The 21,156-nt window shown below is 32.2% G+C and carries 16 protein-coding genes; 15 read left to right on the forward strand and 1 reads right to left on the reverse strand.

What is annotated here, in order from left to right; all coding sequences use genetic code 11:
- Positions 1–6 precede the first annotated feature (6 nt).
- From KDK92_RS22220 to hslO, 15 genes are all read left to right on the forward strand, one after another.
- Positions 7–939 carry an ABC transporter permease gene (locus KDK92_RS22220; RefSeq protein WP_250861608.1) on the forward strand — a complete coding sequence of 311 codons (933 nt, stop codon included), beginning with the start codon at positions 7–9 and terminating at the stop codon, positions 937–939.
- A gap of 17 nt (positions 940–956) precedes the next feature.
- Positions 957–1,994, forward strand: coding sequence for an ABC transporter ATP-binding protein (locus tag KDK92_RS22225; RefSeq protein ID WP_250861609.1), 1,038 nt, complete (start codon positions 957–959; stop codon positions 1,992–1,994).
- Positions 1,984–2,958, forward strand: a complete 975-nt coding sequence (locus KDK92_RS22230; RefSeq protein WP_250861610.1) for an ABC transporter ATP-binding protein — start codon at positions 1,984–1,986, stop codon at positions 2,956–2,958. The genes KDK92_RS22225 and KDK92_RS22230 overlap by 11 nt, the downstream gene beginning before the upstream one ends.
- Positions 2,959–3,051: 93 nt before the next feature.
- Positions 3,052–4,752, forward strand: a complete 1,701-nt coding sequence (locus tag KDK92_RS22235; protein WP_250861611.1) for a peptide ABC transporter substrate-binding protein — start codon at positions 3,052–3,054, stop codon at positions 4,750–4,752.
- A gap of 545 nt (positions 4,753–5,297) precedes the next feature.
- Positions 5,298–6,233, forward strand: a complete 936-nt coding sequence (locus KDK92_RS22240; RefSeq protein WP_250861612.1) for an ABC transporter permease — start codon at positions 5,298–5,300, stop codon at positions 6,231–6,233.
- 13 nt (positions 6,234–6,246) lie between these two features.
- A complete protein-coding gene (locus KDK92_RS22245; RefSeq protein WP_250861613.1) occupies positions 6,247–7,164 on the forward strand; it encodes an ABC transporter permease in 918 nt (305 codons plus the stop codon).
- 17 nt (positions 7,165–7,181) lie between these two features.
- Positions 7,182–8,210, forward strand: coding sequence for an ABC transporter ATP-binding protein (locus KDK92_RS22250; protein WP_250861614.1), 1,029 nt, complete (start codon positions 7,182–7,184; stop codon positions 8,208–8,210).
- Positions 8,210–9,175 (forward strand): ABC transporter ATP-binding protein, encoded by a 966-nt coding sequence (locus tag KDK92_RS22255; protein WP_250861615.1) that lies wholly within the window; start codon positions 8,210–8,212, stop codon positions 9,173–9,175. Before KDK92_RS22250 ends, KDK92_RS22255 begins: the two co-directional genes overlap by 1 nt.
- Positions 9,176–9,280: 105 nt before the next feature.
- The gene (locus tag KDK92_RS22260) at positions 9,281–10,996 is read left to right on the forward strand and encodes a peptide ABC transporter substrate-binding protein (protein WP_250861616.1); all 1,716 of its coding nucleotides are present in this window, start codon (positions 9,281–9,283) and stop codon (positions 10,994–10,996) included.
- A 538-nt stretch (positions 10,997–11,534) separates the two neighbouring features.
- The gene (locus tag KDK92_RS22265) at positions 11,535–13,274 is read left to right on the forward strand and encodes a peptide ABC transporter substrate-binding protein (RefSeq protein ID WP_250861617.1); all 1,740 of its coding nucleotides are present in this window, start codon (positions 11,535–11,537) and stop codon (positions 13,272–13,274) included.
- An 812-nt stretch (positions 13,275–14,086) separates the two neighbouring features.
- Complete coding sequence (locus tag KDK92_RS22270) at positions 14,087–15,823, forward strand: peptide ABC transporter substrate-binding protein (RefSeq protein WP_250861618.1); 1,737 nt, start codon at positions 14,087–14,089, stop codon at positions 15,821–15,823.
- Between the two features lie 554 nt (positions 15,824–16,377).
- A complete protein-coding gene (locus KDK92_RS22275) occupies positions 16,378–18,093 on the forward strand; it encodes a peptide ABC transporter substrate-binding protein (RefSeq protein ID WP_250861619.1) in 1,716 nt (571 codons plus the stop codon).
- A gap of 137 nt (positions 18,094–18,230) precedes the next feature.
- On the forward strand, positions 18,231–18,479 hold the full coding sequence (locus KDK92_RS22280; protein WP_250861620.1) for an alpha/beta-type small acid-soluble spore protein: 249 nt from the start codon (positions 18,231–18,233) through the stop codon (positions 18,477–18,479).
- A 171-nt stretch (positions 18,480–18,650) separates the two neighbouring features.
- Positions 18,651–19,391, forward strand: a complete 741-nt coding sequence (locus tag KDK92_RS22285; RefSeq protein ID WP_250861621.1) for a class I SAM-dependent DNA methyltransferase — start codon at positions 18,651–18,653, stop codon at positions 19,389–19,391.
- 14 nt (positions 19,392–19,405) lie between these two features.
- A complete protein-coding gene (hslO, locus tag KDK92_RS22290; RefSeq protein ID WP_250861622.1) occupies positions 19,406–20,284 on the forward strand; it encodes an Hsp33 family molecular chaperone HslO in 879 nt (292 codons plus the stop codon).
- 63 nt (positions 20,285–20,347) lie between these two features.
- Here the strand turns inward: hslO and KDK92_RS22295 are convergent, their stop codons facing one another.
- Positions 20,348–21,046 carry a DUF6873 family GME fold protein gene (locus tag KDK92_RS22295; protein ID WP_250861623.1) on the reverse strand — a complete coding sequence of 233 codons (699 nt, stop codon included), beginning with the start codon at positions 21,044–21,046 and terminating at the stop codon, positions 20,348–20,350.
- Positions 21,047–21,156 lie beyond the last annotated feature (110 nt).

Consider the following 21,156-nt stretch of genomic DNA (forward strand, 5'->3'; position numbering starts at 1 on the left):
AGTAATATGGCTGAAAATTACAAGAACTTAAATTTAGATAAAAATAAATTCAAGAGGATAGGTGCGAGTAAAGGTGAAGGAGAGGTGATTTTAAGACCTAGCCTAACATATTGGCAAGATGCATGGCGAAGATTGAAATTAAATAAGGTTGCAATTTGTTCTATGATAGTGCTTATTTTGATTATTATTATGACAGTTGTTGGACCATGGATAGCTAAGTATCCTTTTCAGTCTATAAGTAATGATATTAATCAAGGTCCTAGCGCTGAACATTGGTTTGGAACAGATCAAATTGGGAGAGATATCTTTTCAAGAGTATGGGTAGGAGGAAGAGTATCAATATTGATAGGATTATTAGGGGCGCTAATAGATACTGTTGTAGGATCCATTTATGGAGGAATATCTGGATATTTTGGTGGAGTTGTAGATGATGTGATGATGAGAATTGTTGAAATATTAGTAAGTATACCGTATTTAGTGTTAGTAATCCTTGTTTCTTTAATTGTTGGAAAGGGTATTGGAGCACTAATACTAGCAATGACATTGACTGGATGGTGTTATATGGCTCGATTAGTGAGAGGGCAACTGTTGCAGATAAAGGAGCAGGAATATATTTTAGCGGCAACTGCTTTAGGCGCAAGCCCAGCTAGAGTTATTGGTAGGCATCTTATACCAAATACTCTAAGTATAATGATTGTTGCAATTACTTTTGATATTCCAGGGTTTATATTTGGAGAGGCATTTTTAAGTTATATTGGATTAGGAGTTCAATCTCCAAATACAAGTTGGGGCGCACTTGCATCATCTGCTCAACAACAATTAATGTTTTATCCTTACCAATTATTTTTCCCTGCATTATTCATAAGTTTAACAATGTTATCGTTCCAACTACTAGGAGATGGATTAAGAGATGCCCTGGATCCTAAATTAAGAACATAATAGAGGGGGAAAAATTTATGGAGAAAATATTAGATGTGCAAGACTTAAAAGTATCATTTCATACATACGCTGGAGAAGTTCAAGCAGTTAGAGGAGTTAGCTTTTATTTGAATAAAGGTGAGACCTTAGCAATTGTTGGTGAATCAGGGTGCGGGAAAACAGTTACATCAAAATCAATTATGAGATTGTTGCCAGAACCTATGCCAGCTGAAATTAAAAAAACAACTAAAATATTATTTAATAAAAATGACATTCTAAAAATGAATGAAAAAGAATTAAGAAAACTTAGGGGTGCGGATATATCTATGATATTTCAAGACCCAATGACTTCTCTTAATCCCACAATGACTATTGGAAAACAAATAGCTGAAAGTCTAATTATTCATAGAGGAATGAATAAACAAGAAGCGCTTGATGAAGCAATTAAGATGCTTAAATTAGTTAATATTCCCAATGCAGATAAAAGAGCAAATCAATATCCTCATGAATTTTCAGGGGGTATGAGACAAAGAGCTATGATAGCAATTGCATTAGCATGCAATCCCAAAGTGTTAATTGCTGATGAGCCAACAACTGCCCTTGATGTTACGATTCAAGCACAAATTATGGATTTAATAAAAGAGCTCCAAAAAAATCTAGGAACAGCTGTTATTCTTGTAACTCATGACTTAGGGGTGGTTGCTGATGTTGCTGATAGAATTCAAGTTATGTATGCAGGGGTGGTAATTGAGAGAGGAACAACAGATGAAGTATTCTATAATCCCAAGCATCCCTATACATGGGCACTATTAAAGTCAGTACCTAGATTGGAGACTGGAAATAAAGATGTTCTGTATGCTCTTGGAGGGACACCGCCAGATCTTATTAAACCACCTATCGGATGTCCTTTTGCAGCTAGGTGTGAATATTGTATGGAGATTTGTAAAGAAATCATGCCAGAAGCAACTAAGTTAAGTGAAACTCATGAGGCTAAATGCTGGTTGCAGCACCCACTAGCACCAAAAGAAGGGGTGCCTGAAGGAGTTAATGAAGGAGGATCTAAGAATGAAGAATGATGTTTTAATAGAAGTAAAAAACCTTAAAAAGCATTTTAATGTAGGTCCTAAAGCCGTTCTGAAAGCTGTAGATGATGTGTCATTTGATATTTATAAAGGAGAAACATTAGGATTAGTAGGCGAGTCTGGATGTGGAAAAACAACTTGTGGGAGAACTGTTATGGGTTTGTATGAAGCAACAGGAGGTGATGTATTATTTAATAAAACCATAAATGTTCATAAATTAAACAAGAAAGAGAAAAAAGATTTTGCTAGGAAATCTCAGATAATTTTTCAGGATCCATATGCTTCTTTAAATCCTAGAATGACTGTTGGAGATATTATTGGTGAAGGGATAGATATTCATAATATTCATAGAGGGGAGAAAAGAACAAAAAGAATATTCGAATTATTGGATCTTGTTGGATTGAATAAGGAGCATGCTTCAAGATTTCCTCATGAGTTTTCAGGTGGGCAGAGGCAAAGGATAGGAATAGCTAGAGCGCTTGCTATAGAACCAGAATTTATTGTGTGTGATGAACCTATATCAGCATTAGATGTTTCAATTCAAGCTCAGGTAGTAAATCTACTTATAAAGTTACAAAGGAAATTTGGATTAACATATTTATTTATTGCTCATGATTTATCAATGGTTAAGCACATAAGTGATAGAGTTGGAGTAATGTATCTTGGAAAACTTGCAGAATTGGCTAGTAGTGATGAACTTTACTCAAATCCATTACACCCATATACTCAAGCGTTGTTATCCGCAATTCCAATACCTGATCCAAAAGTAGAAAGAACTAAAGAAAGAATTGAATTAAAAGGAGAAATACCTAGTCCTATAAATCCAGTAGAGGGGTGTAGATTTGCTTCGAGATGCGGCTATGTAATGGAAAAATGCAAGGAAAGAACACCTGAATTATTGGAGGTAAAAAAAGGACATTTTGTTGCATGTCATCTTGTAAATAAGGAAAACACATAAAAAATTAAAATTAACTAATACTAAAGTATATGAGAAACATAAAGCAATACAGTCCAAATGAAGTTCATAAAAAATAAAAAAGGGGGACTTTACGTGAAAAGAAAAAGATTAATAGCATCATTACTAGCAATATCACTTTCTGCTGGATTTTCATTAGCATCATGTCGTGGAAAGAACATAGTTGATGAAAATCGTAATGAAAATCGTAATGAAAAGGTTACTATGGATAAGGAGCAATACTTGAATATATTCTTGGGGGCGGAACCAAAATCAATTGACCCTTCAAGATCAAGTGATACTTATTCATCACAGGTTTTAAGTCATATTACTGATGGATTAACAAGAATTGAACAGGATGAATCAGGTGATAAAATTGTTCCTGGTATAGCTGAAAAATGGGAAGTTAGTGAAGACGGAACTAAATGGACTTTCTTTTTAAGAGATGCCAAATGGAGTGATGGAAATAATATAACTGCAAAAGATTTTGAATATGGAATAAAAAGAACTCTTAATCCAGAGACAGGGTCAAATTATGCATGGTTAATAACACCTGTTATAAAGAATGCAGCTCAGTATAATAAAGGAGAAGGTTCTGCTGAAGAAGTTGGTGTTAATGCTATTGATGATAAAACATTAGAAATTAACTTAGAATCGCCTATAGCATACTTTTTAGATCTTACATATTTCAAAGTAATGTATCCTCAAAGACAGGATATGGTTGAAAAGTATGGCGATGCATTTGGTTCAGAAGCTGAACATATGCTAAGTTCAGGAGCTTTTGTATTAGAGCAATGGGTACATGATAGTGAGGCAGTATTTAAGAAAAATCCGAGTTACTGGAATGCAGAAAATATTAAGCTTGATACAGTGAGAATGAAGATTGTAAAAGATGAGAGTGCGCAAATGAACACTTTATTCACTGGAGAAGCGGATTTAGGTAAAGTAACAAAACCAGAATGGAAAGAAAAATTTGACGGTACAGGTGATTTTGATTATTCTTCAGTTGCACAACCTACAGTTGTATATGAAGTATTCAATCAAAAAAGTAGATATTTCAAAAATAACAAGATAAGAAAAGCTTTTGTAGTAGCATTAGATAGAGCTGCAATAAATGATACTCTATATAGAGGAGCAAATGATCCAGCATATGCATGGATACCACCTGCAGTTCAAATTGGTGGTGAAGATTTTAGAAAGAAAGCAGATAATTTACCAGTTAAAAAACTTATGGAAGAAAATAAAGATCCTAAAGCATTATTAATTGAAGGATTAAAAGAATTAGGAGAAAGTGAAAATCCAGCAGATATGTCTATAGTAATGTTACAGAGTGGAACCACTTCTAGGTCTAGAGAATTTGCGGAATTTGAACAACAGAGACTACAAGAAGTTTTAGGCGTAAGTGTTTCTATTGATTATTATGAGTGGGCTGTATTCAGTGATAAAATCCATAAAGGAGAGTATGATTTTGCTTCTCAAGGTTGGATGGGAGATTATAATGACCCTATGACATTCCTTGAAATGTTTACAAGTACTGCGAATGTAGTTCCTTCTGGATGGGTTAATGAAGAGTATGATAAGTTGATTAAAGATTCAACTATGACTGTAGATCAAGAAGCTAGATTTGAAATGTTTAAGAAAGCTGAAAATATCCTGGTTTATGAGGATACAGTAATTTCTCCTTGGATTTTCCGTAAAAGTTCTACTTACACAAGGAAATATGTTAAAAATGTAATGATTCCGTTATTTGGAAATATAGATGTAACTAAAGCTCATACTGAAGGAAGAGGTAAATAGAATTAGTGAAGAAACTTGTCGGAAGATGAGTTTCTTTTCTATTTTTTATTATAAATTTCGTAAAAATATGATTAAGTTTGTGAAGTTTCGTTGAATTTTCGTTAAATCTTACAAAAGTGTAATGTAAAATAAATGTAGGTGTAAGGTTCATTTGATAAAATAGAAATCTGAATTGACAGAAAAAAGCGAAAAGTTTTAAAAAAGCATAACTTGTAAGTTGAATAGTTAAATATCTTACAAATTGTATTTGCGAAACATGGAACAATGATATAAAATGTTAATAGCTAGAATTAAATGAAGAAAGATATAACCGTTAATCATTGAATAGCAAATCTAATATTAAAAGCATATATAATAACAAATCTATTGAAAATCAAGTAAATAAAAACATTTGAAAATGATTAAGTTTTCAAAAAATTAAAACTTAATACATAACATTATTATGATTTCATTCTTTTAATTTGACAGTGATATTTTTAAAAAAGTCATATTAAAAGATGATATAAATTTATCAATTATAAAGATAAATGATGGGAGGATGAACAATGCTTAAGTTTATTGCTAAAAGAATAGGGTATATGTTTTTAACTTTATTCATTGTAACAACAATAACATTTATGCTAATACGTGCGATACCTGGAGATCCACTTGCTAGTATGGCTAGAAAATTACCGGAACAAACTAGAATTAACTACTACGCTAAATATGGTTTGGACAAGCCGGTAATAGTTCAGTATGGAGTATTTTTAAAGAATTTAGTTTTACATGGAGATCTAGGAGAGTCTCTTTCATATCCAGGAAGAAAAGTAACTACAACTATTATGAAATATGCTCCTGTATCAGGAAGATTAGGAATTCAAGCAATTGGAATGGGATTCACATTAGGAATTTTAATGGGGATTATAGCAGCATTTAAAAGAAATAAATGGCCTGATTATTTAGTTATGTTTATCGCTATATTAGGGGTATCAGTACCAAACTTTGTTATAGCGTCATTACTACAATATGTATTCAGTGTTAAGTTACATGTACTACCAGTAATTGGATGGGGTAGTTTTAAATACACTATATTACCATCTATAGCTTTAAGTTTTGGATCTATTGCTAAATATGCAAGATACATGAGAGCTAACTGTCTAGATGTTATTGGACAAGATTACATTATAACTGCTAAAGCAAAAGGTGTATCAAAAGTATCATTAGTATTTAAGCACGTTATAAGAAATGCGATTTTACCTGCAATTACGTTATTAGGACCTCAAATTGCAATGATATTTGTTGGGTCATTTGTAATCGAGAGTATTTTCTCAATCCCAGGATTAGGATCTTACTTCGTAGCATCTATAACTAACAGAGACTATACTATGATTATGGGACAAACAGTTTTCATATCATTCTTATTTGTTGCATCATTAGTTGTAGTAGATATTTTATATGGAGTTATAGACCCAAGGATTAAACTTGGCGGAGGAAAAAAATAAGGAGGTAAAATAGATGTCAGTTGAATTAAATAAAGATAAGTTTAAGATAATAGGTTGTGATGCTGCTGATGCAGAAGTTATTCTAAGACCAAGTATGACTTATTGGCAGGATGCATGGAGAAGATTAAAGCAAAATAAAGTAGCTACTTTTTCACTTATAATGCTTGGATTAATATGTCTTATGACAATTATTGGACCTTGGATAGCAAAATATCCATATGAAGCAATAAGTGATGTAATAAATTCAGGTCCGACTGCTGATCATTGGTTTGGAACTGATCAGATTGGAAGAGATACATTTGCTAGAGTATGGCAAGGTGGAAGAATTTCAATGATTATTGGTATTGTTGGAGCTATTATTGATACAGTAGTAGGTGCCATCTATGGTGGTATTTCAGGTTTCTTTGGTGGCATTGTAGACGACATAATGATGAGAATCGTAGAAGTTTTAGTAAGTATTCCTTACTTAATAGTTGTAATCTTAATTTCTTTAATTGTTGGAAAAGGTATAGGTGCTCTTATCTTAGCCATGACAATTACAGGATGGTGTTACATGGCTAGATTGGTTAGAGGTCAACTTCTTCAAATTAAAGAGCAAGAATATGTTTTAGCAGCAACAGCTTTAGGTGCAAGCCCAGCAAGAATAATAGGTAGACACTTAATTCCAAATACTTTAGGTATTATGATAGTTGCAATTACATTTGATATACCAGGATTTATTTTCGGAGAAGCCTTCTTAAGTTATATAGGACTTGGAGTGCAGTCACCGGATACAAGTTGGGGAGCTCTTGCTTCAGCAGCTAAAGAGCAATTAATGTTCTACCCAGAACAATTGTTTTTCCCAGCCTTATTTATCAGTTTAACAATGTTATCATTCCAACTGTTAGGTGATGGATTGAGAGATGCGCTAGATCCTAAGTTGAGACAGTAACAGGGAGGAGTATAAGAATGGAAAAAATACTAGACGTACAAGATTTGAAAGTGTCATTCCATACTTACGCTGGAGAAGTTCAAGCGGTAAGAGGAGTAAACTTTTACTTAAATAAAGGTGAAACGTTAGCTATAGTTGGTGAATCAGGGTGTGGTAAAACAGTTACTTCTAAATCTCTTATGAGATTACTACCTGAGCCAATGCCAGCAGAAATAAAGAAAACATCTAAAATATTATTCAATGGTAAGAATATTTTAGATATGAAAGAAAGTGAGATAAGACATCTTAGGGGAGCAGATATATCTATGATATTCCAAGACCCTATGACATCTCTTAACCCTACTATGACAGTAGGAAAGCAAATTGCAGAAAGTTTGATTATTCACAAAGGATTAAGTAAAGGTGAAGCTTTTGAAGAAGCGGTTAAGATGTTAAAGTTAGTTAACATTCCTAATGCAGAAAAGAGAGCTAAACAATATCCTCATGAGTATTCAGGTGGAATGAGACAAAGAGCAATGATTGCTATTGCACTTGCTTGTGAACCAAAAATCCTTATAGCAGATGAACCTACAACAGCATTAGACGTTACAATTCAAGCGCAAATTATGGATTTAATTAAAGACCTACAAAAGGATCTAGGTACAGCTGTTATTCTTGTTACACATGACCTTGGAGTTGTTGCTGATGTAGCAGATAGAATTCAAGTAATGTATGCAGGAGTCGTAATTGAGCATGGGACAACTGATGAAGTATTCTATAATCCAAAGCATCCATATACATGGGCGTTACTGCAGTCGGTTCCTAGACTTGAAACTGAAAACAAAGATGTGTTATATGCATTAGGAGGAACACCTCCAGATCTTATAAAACCTCCAGTAGGATGTCCATTTGCAGCTAGATGTGAATACTGTATGGAAATATGTAAAGAAGTTATGCCAGATGCCACTAGAATAAGTGATACTCATGGTGTAAGTTGTTGGTTACAAGATCCATTAGCTCCAAAGGTAGAAGTACCTGAAGTATTAAGAAAAGGAGGAGCTGAATAATGGCTAACAAAGAAGTATTAGTTCAAGTAAAAAATTTGAAAAAACATTTTAATGTTGGGCCTAAAGCTGTGCTTAAAGCTGTAGATAATGTATCATTTGATATCTATAAAGGGGAAACATTAGGTCTTGTTGGTGAATCTGGATGTGGTAAAACTACATGTGGTAGAACTGTAATGGGACTATATAAGGCAACTGATGGAGAAGTTATCTTTGGTGGAGATGTCAATGTTCATAAGTTAAATAAAAAAGAAAAAAAAGACTTCGCAAGAAAATCACAGATAATTCTTCAAGACCCATATGCTTCACTTAATCCAAGAATGACAGTTGGAGATATAATCGGTGAGGGTATTGATATACACAATATACATTCGGGTAAAAAAAGAACAGAGAGAATATTTGAGCTTCTTCAGTTAGTTGGTCTTAACAAAGAGCACGCATCAAGATTCCCTCATGAATTCTCAGGTGGACAAAGACAGAGAATTGGTATTGCAAGAGCACTAGCAATAGAACCAGAGTTCATAGTGTGTGATGAACCGATATCTGCTCTAGACGTGTCCATACAAGCACAGGTTGTTAACTTGTTAATTAAACTTCAAGAGGAATTTGGACTTACTTACTTATTTATTGCACATGATTTATCTATGGTAAAACATATAAGTGATAGAATTGGAGTAATGTACTTAGGTAATATGGCTGAACTTACAACTAGTGAAAAGTTGTTTGCTGAACCACTTCACCCATATACACAAGCTTTATTATCAGCTATTCCAGTTCCAGATCCAGAAGTTGAGAGGACTAAAGAGAGAATACCTCTAGAAGGTGAAATTCCAAGTCCAATCAATCCAAAACCAGGTTGTAGATTTGCCACTAGATGTAGATATGTTAAAGACATCTGTAAAGAGCAAACACCTGAACTACTTGAAGTTAAAGAAGGTCATTTTGTAGCTTGTCACTTGGTGAAATAATACCAAGTGACCGCTAGTAAAATAAATTTTATTTATATTAAATTATTTAGGGAAAGTATTAAACAATAAAACTAGTTTAAGTGACTAGACGAGGGAGGTTTTTTTGTGAAGAGCAAAAAAATGATTGCAGCTTTAATGGCATTGACTGTTGGAACGGGTACAGTATTAACAGCATGTGGAGATAAAGCAACAAACAATGCAGCAAATAATGGAAATGACAACACGTCAAAGGCAACTGAAGAAGAAAATAATGGTATGGATAAAGAGCAATACATGAACATACTTATGGATTCAGAGCCTAAAACTATTGACCCATCAAGATCATCAGACTTATATGCTAATCAAGTTTTAACTCATATTATTGATGGTTTAACTAGAATTGAGCAAGATGAGAATGGCGATAAGATTGTTCCGGGAATTGCTGAAAGTTGGGAAGTTAGCGAAGACGGACTAGTATGGACATTCAAATTAAGAGATGCTAAGTGGAGTGATGGAGTTCCTGTTACAGCACAAGACTTTGAGTATGGTGCGAAAAGAACATTAGATCCTGAAACAGGTTCAAATTATGCTTGGTTAATAACTCCAGTTATTAAAAACGCAGCTGCTTTTAATAGTGGTGAAGGTACAGCAGATGAGGTTGGAGTAAAAGCATTAGATGAAAAAACAATACAATATACATTAGAAAGTCCTGTAGCATATTTCTTAGACCTTTCATATTTTAGAGTTTTGTATCCTCAAAGACAAGATATTGTTGAAAAATATGGAGATGGTTTTGGTTCAGAAGCTGAGCATATGCTTTCAAATGGTGCGTTTACATTAGATCAGTGGATTCATGATAGTGAAGTAACTATGAAAAAGAATCCTGATTATTGGAATGCTGATGCAGTTAAACTTGATAATGTAACAATAAAGATCATTAAAGATGAGAGTGCTAGAATGAACACTTTATTCACTGGAGAGGTTGACTTAGCTGGAGTATCTAAAGCAGAATGGATGAATAAATTCAATGAAATGGGAGAATTTAATTATTCTTCAGTAGCTAAACCAAGCGCTGTTTATGAAGTTTTCAACCAAAAGAACAAATACTTCCAAAATGATAAGATAAGAAAAGCATTTATTACTGCAATTGATAGAGAAGCTATTAATGAAACTTTATACAGAGGAATATACATGCCAGCATATGCTTGGATTCCTTATGCAGTTCAAATTGGAGGAGAAGAGTTTAGAGATAAAGCTGACAATCTTCCAATTAAGAAATTAATTGATGAAACAGAAGATCCTAAAGCTTTATTAATTGAAGGATTAAAAGAACTTGGATTAAGTGAAGATCCAGCTGATGTGACTATAACTATGCTTCAGAGTGGAACAAATTCAAGATCAAGAGAGTTTGCAGAATTTGAGCAACAAAAATTACAAGAGGTTCTTGGAATTAATGTTAAAATTGACTACTATGAGTGGGCAGTATTTAGTGATTTAATACATAAAGGTGAATATGATTTTGCTTCACAAGCATGGAATGGAGATTATAACGATCCTATGACATTCTTAGAAATGTTCGCTTCAACTGCTAATGTTGTACCATCAGGATGGGTAAATGAAGAGTATGATAACTTGATCAAAGAATCTACAATGACTATAGATCAAGAGAAGAGATTTGAAATGTTCAAGAGAGCTGAAGAAATCTTATTATATGAAGATGCTGTAATATCTCCTTGGATTTTCCGTAAGACATCTACTTACACTAGAAATTATGCTAAGGGTGTTATGAGTCCATTATTTGGAACAATTGATGTAACTAAAGCTTACACAGTAGGAAGATAATAATTAATTTTTAAAAGTCAGAGTATTAATACTCTGACTTTTTTTTGTGCCCGCAGAATCAGAATGTCGTAATGAACCACTGTGTATCTAACGATGGAATCTGATGTTGGTAGATAAAAGGATTATATGCATTATATTTGGGATTCCTACAAATAACGTAATCTTACAACAATGTAATTAGATGGTTAAAGTAATGTCATGTAAAAACAAGGAAAATATGTTAAAATACTATTAAAATAAGCTAAAGAAAGTGCTTAACTCATAAAGAAACACAGAATATCAGTAATAATTTCAAAGTTATTCAAATCACATCAAGTTTTGAACTCCATTATATTATGAATATAACTTAAGGTCATTAATTGTTTTAAAAGAAATTTTTAGCTTAAACATATAGATAAATAAGTTAAGTATTATTTTAAAGTGAATTTTCAGAATATATGGAATTTTGCAAAAAAATAATTAAATGATGTGATGATGTTCATTTAAACAAAGGAAAAGAAGTTACGTTACAAAGTTAAATTTAAAAGGGGGATTTAAAATGAAAAGTAAAAAATTAATTGCGCTTACCGTGGCTGCAACAATGGTTATTGGAGGAATGTTTACTTCATGTGGTAACAAGAATGACAATGCTAAGGGTAATGGAGAAACAAAAAACAATCAAGCAGCTAAAGATAAGGACAATCAAGGGGATAAGGCAGAAGGAGAGAACCTTGACAAAGAACAGTATATGAACGTTTTCTTAGATCATGAACCAAAATCACTTGACCCTTCAAGATCATCAGATATGTATTCTAATCAAATATTGACACACATCGTTGATGGCTTAACTAGAATTGAACAAGATGAAAACGGGGACAAGATTGTTCCAGGAATAGCTGAGAGTTGGGATGTAAGTGATGATGGATTAGTATGGACATTCCATTTGAGAGATGCAAAATGGTCCGATGGAGAAAAGGTAACTGCTGAACAGTTTGAGTATGGTCTTAAGAGAACATTAAATCCTGACACTGGATCTAAATATGCGTGGATTATAACACCAGTTATTAAAAATGCTGCAGCATTTAATACAGGAGAATGTACTGCTGAAGAAGTAGGGGTTAAGGTGATTGATGAAAAAACAATACAATACACATTAGAAATTCCAGCTCCATACTTTTTAGATCTTACTTACTTTAGAGTATTATTCCCACAGAGAAAAGATATGGTTGAGAAATATGGGGAGGGTTATGGTTCAGAAGCTGAACATATGATTTCAAATGGTGCATTCACACTTGAAAGTTGGATACATGATAGTGAAGTAACTTTCAAGAAAAATCCTGAATACTGGAACGCAGAAGAAGTTATACTTGATAAAATTAATATGAGTATTATTTCAGATCGAAGCTCTAGATATAACACATTATTAACTGGAGACATAGATCTAGGTCCTGTTGCTGCCCCAGAATGGATTGAAAAATTTAATGCTATGGATGATATGGTTTACAATGAATCAGTAAAACCTTCTACTAGTTTTCAATTTTTCAACCAAAACGGTAGATATTTTAAAAATGACAAAATTAGAAAAGCGTTCATTATAGCTTATAATAGAGAAAAGTATATTGATGTTCAATTAAACGGTATGGCAATGCCAGCATATGCTTGGATACCACCAACAGTACAAATCAGTGGAGTAGATTTTAGAGACAAAGCTAATTCTGCGCCAGTTCAAAGACTTATTGATGAAAATCCAGATCCTAAAGCATTATTGATTGAAGGACTAAAAGAGCTTGGAGAAAGTGAAAACCCATCAGATATGACAATAAGGTTTCTTAAAGGTTCAACTACTGCTCGATCTAAGCAAGCTGCTGAATTGGAACAACAGATGTTTCAAAATACTTTAGGGGTTAATTTGGAAATTGATTTCATGGACTGGGCTATATTCCAAGAGAAAACTGATAACATGGAATATGAACTTGCAGGAATGATGTGGACTGGAGACTACAATGATCCAAATACTTTCTTAGAAATGTTTACTTCAGCAGCTGCAATGACACCAACTGGATGGGTGAATAAAGAGTATGATAAATTGATTGCAGATGCTGCTAAAACAATTGATCAAGAAGAAAGACTAAAAATGTTTAAGAGAGCTGAAGAAATTCTTATTTATGAAGATGCAAATATCTGTCCAACGAATTATGATATAGAACCAACATTTACTAGAACTTATGTTAAAGGTTACATGAAACCTTTATTTGGAGGAATGGACTTAACTAAAGCTTACACTGTTGGAAGAAAATAATTTTTTTAAAAAGAGGCTGTTTCAAAATAGAAAGATATTTCTATGGCGAGACAGTCATTTTTGTGTAGCGCGGTAATAGGCAGTCGCATTATGACTTGGCTACATTTTGAATAAGTTGCATGCAAAAATATAAAGTGACAGATGTGGTGTAACTTTGTATAAAAAAGTTACCGCATAAAAAGAGTATAAAATGGTGTTTTTGGTATAAGGTCGTTAGATCTCTATTTGTTAGGCATAAAATTATATTATTCAGCTATCAGTATATGGGAATACTTCAATTATCTATTCAGTGTAGAAAAAAAATCAAACGATATTTAGATAGCTAAGAGCGTATAAATAGTAATGGAAAGCTTTTGGGTTTAATCTATAATTATGACAAAAAAACAGAACCTTACAAAAATGTAATGTAAGATTGTAAGTAATGTAAGGTAAATGTAAGGTAGAAGTAAGAAAAATATGTTAAAATACTATTAACATAAAGCTAAAGAAAAGTGCTTAACTGATAAATAAACACAGAATATCAGTAATAATTTCAAATTTATTCAAATCACATCAAGTTTTGAAGTGTATCACATTATATTATGAATAAAACTTAAGGTTATTAATTGATTTAAAGAAATTTTTTTTAGCTCAAACATTACAATTACATAAGTTAAGCATTACTTTAAGTTAAACTTTCAGAATAAAAAAACTTTATTCAAAATGAATTAATTAGGTGTGATGATATTCATTCATACAAAGGAAAAAAAGTTACTTTAAAAATAAACACTTTATTGTATCTAATAAAGTTAAATTTAAAAGGGGGATTTAAAATGAAGAGTAAAAAATTAATTGCGCTTACCGTGGCTGCAACAATGGTTGCTGGAGGTATGTTTACTTCATGTGGTAACAAGAAAGATGATGCTAAGGGTAATGAAAAAGCAAATGCCAATCAAGGGGATAATGATAAGGGCAATCAAGGGGATAATGAAGAATCAAAGCTTGATAAAGAGCAGTATATGAAAATATTCATAGATGCTGAACCAAAAACAATTGACCCTTCTAGATCTACTGATTTGTATTCAAATCAAATATTGACACATATTGTTGATGGATTGACTAGAATTGAGCAAGATGAAAATGGGGACAAGATTGTTCCAGGAATCGCTGAAAGTTGGAGTGTAAGTGATGATGGATTAGTATGGACATTTAATTTGAGAGATGCAAAATGGAGTGATGGAGTAGCAGTAACTGCTAATGACTTCAAATATGGTGTTACTAGAACGTTGGATCCTAACACTGGATCAAAATATGCATGGTTAATAACACCAGTTATTAAAAATGCTGATGCATTTAACTCTGGTTCAGCTACTGCAGATGAACTAGGAATAAAAGTAATTGATGAGAAGACTATTGAATTTACATTAGAATCACCAATAGCTTACTTCTTAGATCTTACTTACTTTAGAGTAATGTTACCTCAGAGACAAGATATTGTTGAGAAATATGGTGAAGGTTATGGTTCAGAAGCCGACCAAATGATATCAAATGGTGCATTTGTACTTGATACTTGGGTGCATGATAGTGAAGTAACTTTCAAGAAAAATCCTACTTACTGGAATGCTGATGAAGTTATACTTGAAAATGTAACAATGAGTATTGTTAAAGATGAAAGTGCTAGAATGAATACTTTATTAACTGGTGATGTTGATTTAGGTGGAGTTTCTAAACAAGAGTGGAGAGATAAATTTGACGCTATGGAAGAAATGGTTTATTCTTCAAAAGCTAAGCCATCTGCATCATATGAGATATATAACCAAACTAATAAGTATTTTAAGAATGATAAGATTAGAAAAGCATTTATTATTTCATTAGATAGAGAAAGGCTTGTTGAGGTTTTATATAGAGGTATTGGTGAGCCTGCATATGCTTGGGTACCACCTTCAGTGCAAATTGGTGGAAAAGATTTTAGAGGAGAAGTTAATTCAAATCCAGTACAAAAACTTATGGATGAAAATCCAGATCCAAAAGCATTGTTGATTGAAGGTCTTAAAGAACTTGGACTAAGTGAAGATCCAGCAGATATGACTGTAACTATGCTTCAAAGTGGAACAGATGCTAGATCTAAAGAGTTTGCAGAATTCGAACAACAATTATTAGAAAAGAAATTAGGAATTAATGTAAAAGTTGATTATTATGATTGGGCTATATTTAGTGAAAAATGTGATAATCTTGAATATGAATTTGCTTCAATGGGATGGGGCGGAGACTACAATGACCCGAATACTTTCTTAGAAATGTTTACTTCAACAGCTGGTATAGCTCCAACTGGATGGGTAAATGAAGAGTATGACAAGTTAATTGCAGACGCTGCTCAAACAATTGATCAAGAAGCAAGAACAAAAATGTTTAAGAGAGCTGAAGAGATTCTTATTTATGAAGATGCTAATATGTCACCATGGTTATACAGATCAAGTTCAACATTCTCAAGAGAATATGCTAAAGGTGTTATGACTCCTTTATTCGGAACAATTGATGTAACTAAAGCTTACACAGTTGGAAGAAAATAATTGATTTCAAAGCCAGAGTATTAATACTCTGGCTTTTTATTTTTGGATAATTAATGATTAGAAGGAACCAAATAGATATTGAGATGCTTGGTCTTTATTAATAATCATGACAAAAAAAGACATCTTACGACAATGTAATGTAAGGTTGTAAGTAATGTAAGATAAAAGTAAGGTAAGAGTAAGTTGAATATGTTAAAATAATATTAACAGAAGAGTTGAAGAAGACTTCTGATTGCTTGAAACCACAGAATATGAGGGTGTATTTCAGAATTATTAAGATTACATCAAATTTTAGAATTTCATTATATTGTGAATAAAATTTAAGAATATTAAATAATTTACAAAGAAAGAATTTTTTTTAGCTAAAACATTACAAATACATAAGGTGGATATTACTTTAAACAAAGGTTTCAGAATAAAGAAACAATTATTTAAAATTAATTTTAAGAAGATATGTTGATAATCATTTAAACAAATGAAAAAAATATTAAGTACATCAAGATTAAACACTTTATTATACAAATTAAAGTGAAATAAACAAAGGGGGATTTGTGATGAGAAGTAAAAAATTACTTGCACTTACTATGGCTGCAACAATGGCTGTTGGAGGGGTGTTAACTTCATGTGGTAAAAAAGATGAGAGTGCTAAGGTGAATGAAAAAACAAATGATTCGCAAGGGACGAAGGATGAAGGGGAGAAGATTGACGAAGAGCAGTATATGAAAATTTTCTTAGACCAAGAGCCAAAATCAATTGACCCTTCAAGATCAACTGATATGTATTCTAATCAAATATTAACACATATGGTTGATGGATTAACTAGAATTGAGCAAGATGAAAATGGGGACAAGATTGTTCCGGGAATCGCTGAAAGTTGGAATGTAAGTGATGATGGATTAGTATGGACATTCAATTTGAGAGATGCAAAGTGGAGTGATGGAGTAGCAGTAACTGCGAAAGATTTCGAGTATGGTGTTAAAAGAACATTAGATCCTCAAACTGGATCAAGATATGCGTGGTTAATAACACCAGTTATTAAAAACGCAGCTGCATTTAACTCAGGTGAGGGTACTGCAGATGAACTAGGAATTAAGGTGATTGATGAAAAGACAATAGAATTTACATTAGAATCTCCAATAGCATACTTCTTAGATCTTACTTACTTTAGAGTAATGCTACCACAGAGACAAGATATAATTGAGAAATATGGTGAAAGTTATGGTTCTGAAGCCGAGCAAATGGTTTCAAATGGTGCATTCACACTTGAAAGCTGGATACATGACAGTAAGCTAACTTTTAAGAAAAATCCTACTTATTGGAATGCAGATGAAGTTATACTTGAAGATTTAACAATGAATATTGTTAAAGATGAAAGTGCTAGAATGAATACTATATTCACTGGAGATGTTGATTTAGGTGCAGTTTCTAAAGCGGAATGGAGAGAAAAATTTGAAGCAATGGATGAGTTAGTATATTCATCAAAAGCTAAGCCATCTGCATCATATGAGATATATAACCAAAATAATAGATACTTTAAGAATGATAAAATCAGAAAAGCGTTTATTATATCTTTAAATAGAGAAGATGTTGTTGATGTACTATATAGAGGTGTTGGACAACCAGCATACGCGTGGGTACCACCTTCAGTACAAATTGGAGGAGCAGATTTTAGAGAAAAAGCTGATTCGTTACCAGTTAAAAAACTTATGGACGAAAATCCAGATCCAAAAGCATTATTGATTGAGGGACTTAAAGAACTTGGAGAGAGTGAAAATCCAGCAGATATGAGTATTACTATGCTTCAAAGTGGAACAGATGCAAGATCAAGAGAGTTTGCTGAGTTCGAGCAACAATTATTAGTTAATAATTTAGGAATTAATGTAAGTGTTGAATACTATGATTGGGCTATATTTAGTGAGAAACTAGATAATCTTGAGTATGAGTTTGCTTCATTAGGATGGGGAGGAGATTATAACGATCCTAATACTTTCTTAGAAATGTTTACTTCAACAGCTGGTATAGCACCAACTGGATGGGTGAATGAAGAGTATGACAAGTTAATTGCTGATGCTGCTCAAACAATTGATCAAGAAGCAAGATTAAAAATGTTCAAGAGAGCTGAAGAAATTCTTATTTATGAAGATGGTAATATGTCTCCATGGATATTCAGAGCAAGTTCAACATTCACAAGAAAATATGCTAAAGGTGTTATGACTCCGTTATTCGGAACAATAGATGTAACTAAAGCTTACACAGTAGGAAGAAAATAAGTAATAGAAAATAATTAATTTTCAAAAGCCAGAGTATCAGTACTCTGGCTTTTGCTTTTCTTCTCTTTGTCTATATTGAATAAAAATCTTCTTTAAAGTTAAAAATAAAAATATAATAACTTAAAGGAGATTTTGTTATGGGAAATACACCTTTGAAAAAAGTAATAAAAGCTAAATTGAAGGCAAATAGAGAACTTACTGAAATGGAAAAATTAAGAGAGAAGCTTAAATACGAAATTGCTGGAGAATTAGGGTTAGATGAGAAAGTTAAAAAGGAAGGTTGGGGAGCGCTTACTGCTGAAGAGAGCGGAAGAATTGGTGGAATGATGACTAAAAGAAAAAAAACATTAAATCTTCCGAAAAATAAAGACATATTAAAAAATTAATATCTTTAATAAAAGAGAGTTTTTTGGTATAATACATAATTAGAGAAAAGTGAGTTTGTTGAGCAAACCCTAAAAGTGTAGAAATATACAATAGATGTTAAACAAGGCTTTTTAATAAAGTGTAGCTTTTAGATGTTATTCTAAAAGCTTATACTGTTTTGAGGTGAAATTATGATATGTTATAATAGGTTAGCAGAAATTTATGATCAATTAATATATGAAGATATTGATTATAATAATATTGGAAATTTTATAATGAATCAAATGGAACAATTGGACATAAATAAAAAGAAGTATTTAGACCTCGCCTGCGGTACGGGGAATCTTACAGCTAGTATCGGGGAAAATTTTAATTCGGTATATGGTTTGGATTTATCACAAGATATGTTATGTAAAGCTGAAGATAAATTGAGAGATAATAAATTGAACCATAAATTATTTTGTATGGATATAACTGATTTCTATATAAATGATAAAGTTGATTTAGTAACAAGTTGTCTTGATTCTACCAACTATATTATAGAAGAGAAAAAATTGATAAACTATTTTAAATGTGTCTATAATGTTCTAAATGAAAAAGGAATATTTGTATTTGATATAAATTCGGAATATAAACTGAAAGAGATATTAGGAAATAATACATATACATATGATGAAGAAGATGTATTCTATGTATGGGAAAATGAAATTGAGAATGAATGTATTAATATGTATTTAACTTTTTTTATTAAGAATGGACAAGTATACGAGAGATTTGATGAAGAACATTTAGAGAGAATATATTCTGTTAATATGATGGAAAGTATTTTAAAATCATGTGGATTTGATATAATTAAGATTAGGGATAACTATTCAGAGAATAAAGTTACGGAAACTACAGAGAGAATTGTATTTGTAGTTAAGAAAAGATAATAGGAGGAAGAAAGATGCAAGATAAATTAATAAGAGCAATTGCTCATAATGGAGATATTAGAATTATTGGAGCTCAAACTACTAATTTGGTTAATGAAGGAATATCTATTCATAAATGTGCACCGACTGCGGCTGCTGCATTAGGAAGAATGTTAACGGCTGGTGCTTTAATGGGTTCAACCTTAAAATCAGAGAAAGATAAGCTTACGTTGAAGATGGACGGCGGTGGAATTGCAAAAGGTGTAATTGTTACTGCTTCAAGTGATTGCAGCGTGAAAGGATATATTGGTAATCCAGACGCTCATTTACCAGCAAATGATAAAGGAAAGCTAGATGTAAGTGGTATAATTGGAAAAGATGGTAGCTTTGTAGTTATAAGGGATATGGGGTTAAAAAAACCCTATGTAGGTCAAATACCTATATATACTGGAGAGATAGGCGATGATATTGCATATTATTATACTACTTCTGAGCAAACACCATCAGCTGTTGGGTTAGGTGTCCTTGTAGAGCCTGACTATACAGTAAGTGCAGCGGGAGGATTTATTATACAGATGATGCCTGGAGCTAGCGAAATGGTAGCAGAAATATTAATGTATAGATTAGAAGAAATACCTTCAATAACTCAGATGTTATCAGAGGGAAAAACAATTGAAGACATACTAAATATAATTTTTGAAGATATGAACCTTCAAATTTTAGATGATGTAAAACCAGAATATAAATGCGATTGTAGCAGAGAAAAAGTTGAAAAAGCTCTCATAAGTATAGGTAAAGAGGAATTACAGAAGATTGTAGATGATAATAAGGTTGAAGAAATCGCTTGTCAATTCTGCAGTACTAAATATGAATTTAAGCCAGAAGATATAAATAAATTAATAACTGAAATTTAATAAAAACCCCTTTAATGAGATTTTACAGTTTCATTGAAGGGGTTTTTCATCTTTATTCCTATATCATAACCTAATAATGCTTCCACGATCTATTAAATGTGAATCAGAAAGGTAAATAGGTTTAACATCATGTTTAATCAAAAACTTTATTATTTCTTTTCCATATTTGAATTTGTCTAGACTACCGAAAAATGCCAACTCTCCTTCTGAAATTAAGCCACAGGTTCCACCAATAAAACCATAATTTAATCCAGGAAGTTCAATGTCACCAGGAGGAATTTCTAAAACATCAATATCATAAGGGTCCAGAGCTTTTATTATGGATTTATCTGATGTTATTAATGCCTTATTAGAAACGATAGCAGTTGAACATTTTGTATATCCTTGTTTGACATTTATACATATTTTATCATCTATGAAGGGTATAATACTTCTATCTGTGAATTCAAGTGCTGCGATATAATAATCCTTAAGTGAAACGGCATTAAGCAAAATGTTTTTTGGATATGTAGCACCTAAAGAAGATTCAGTTGATATGACATCAATTTTTTGAGAAGTTAGGCTGTTTATAAAATCATATTGAGCGTCTTTATGGATGATAGCTTTTGAGGTATAAGGAGAGAAAACTTGAATGTCAGGATGACCAGCAATTGCATTATATAATATAGGATGTTTTTTTGTCTTAATAATATTGGAACATATCTTTTTTAAAGAAGAAATTTCTTGTAGTGTAGTTCTATAATCAATAATAATAGTGTTCAAATATATCACCTCACATATATTATATATTGAGTAGGTGTTTAATTGAATATAAATCTTAAAGTTTTAAAAAAGTTTCAAGTTTTTACACTGGAATATTTAAATTCCTATTA

This window comes from Oceanirhabdus seepicola (assembly GCF_023684385.1).
Lineage (GTDB): Bacteria > Bacillota > Clostridia > Clostridiales > Clostridiaceae > Oceanirhabdus > Oceanirhabdus seepicola.

Bases quoted from the DNA above. Each gene is read 5' to 3' on its own strand.
- KDK92_RS22220 (WP_250861608.1), top strand. From the start codon at position 7: ATGGCTGAAAATTACAAGAACTTAAATTTAGATAAAAATAAATTCAAG.
- KDK92_RS22225 (WP_250861609.1), top strand. From the start codon at position 957: ATGGAGAAAATATTAGATGTGCAAGACTTAAAAGTATCATTTCATACA.
- KDK92_RS22230 (WP_250861610.1), top strand. From the start codon at position 1,984: ATGAAGAATGATGTTTTAATAGAAGTAAAAAACCTTAAAAAGCATTTT.
- KDK92_RS22240 (WP_250861612.1), top strand. From the start codon at position 5,298: ATGCTTAAGTTTATTGCTAAAAGAATAGGGTATATGTTTTTAACTTTA.
- KDK92_RS22245 (WP_250861613.1), top strand. From the start codon at position 6,247: ATGTCAGTTGAATTAAATAAAGATAAGTTTAAGATAATAGGTTGTGAT.
- KDK92_RS22250 (WP_250861614.1), top strand. From the start codon at position 7,182: ATGGAAAAAATACTAGACGTACAAGATTTGAAAGTGTCATTCCATACT.
- KDK92_RS22255 (WP_250861615.1), top strand. From the start codon at position 8,210: ATGGCTAACAAAGAAGTATTAGTTCAAGTAAAAAATTTGAAAAAACAT.
- KDK92_RS22265 (WP_250861617.1), top strand. From the start codon at position 11,535: ATGAAAAGTAAAAAATTAATTGCGCTTACCGTGGCTGCAACAATGGTT.
- KDK92_RS22270 (WP_250861618.1), top strand. From the start codon at position 14,087: ATGAAGAGTAAAAAATTAATTGCGCTTACCGTGGCTGCAACAATGGTT.
- KDK92_RS22275 (WP_250861619.1), top strand. From the start codon at position 16,378: ATGAGAAGTAAAAAATTACTTGCACTTACTATGGCTGCAACAATGGCT.
- KDK92_RS22280 (WP_250861620.1), top strand. From the start codon at position 18,231: ATGGGAAATACACCTTTGAAAAAAGTAATAAAAGCTAAATTGAAGGCA.
- KDK92_RS22285 (WP_250861621.1), top strand. From the start codon at position 18,651: ATGATATGTTATAATAGGTTAGCAGAAATTTATGATCAATTAATATAT.
- hslO (WP_250861622.1), top strand. From the start codon at position 19,406: ATGCAAGATAAATTAATAAGAGCAATTGCTCATAATGGAGATATTAGA.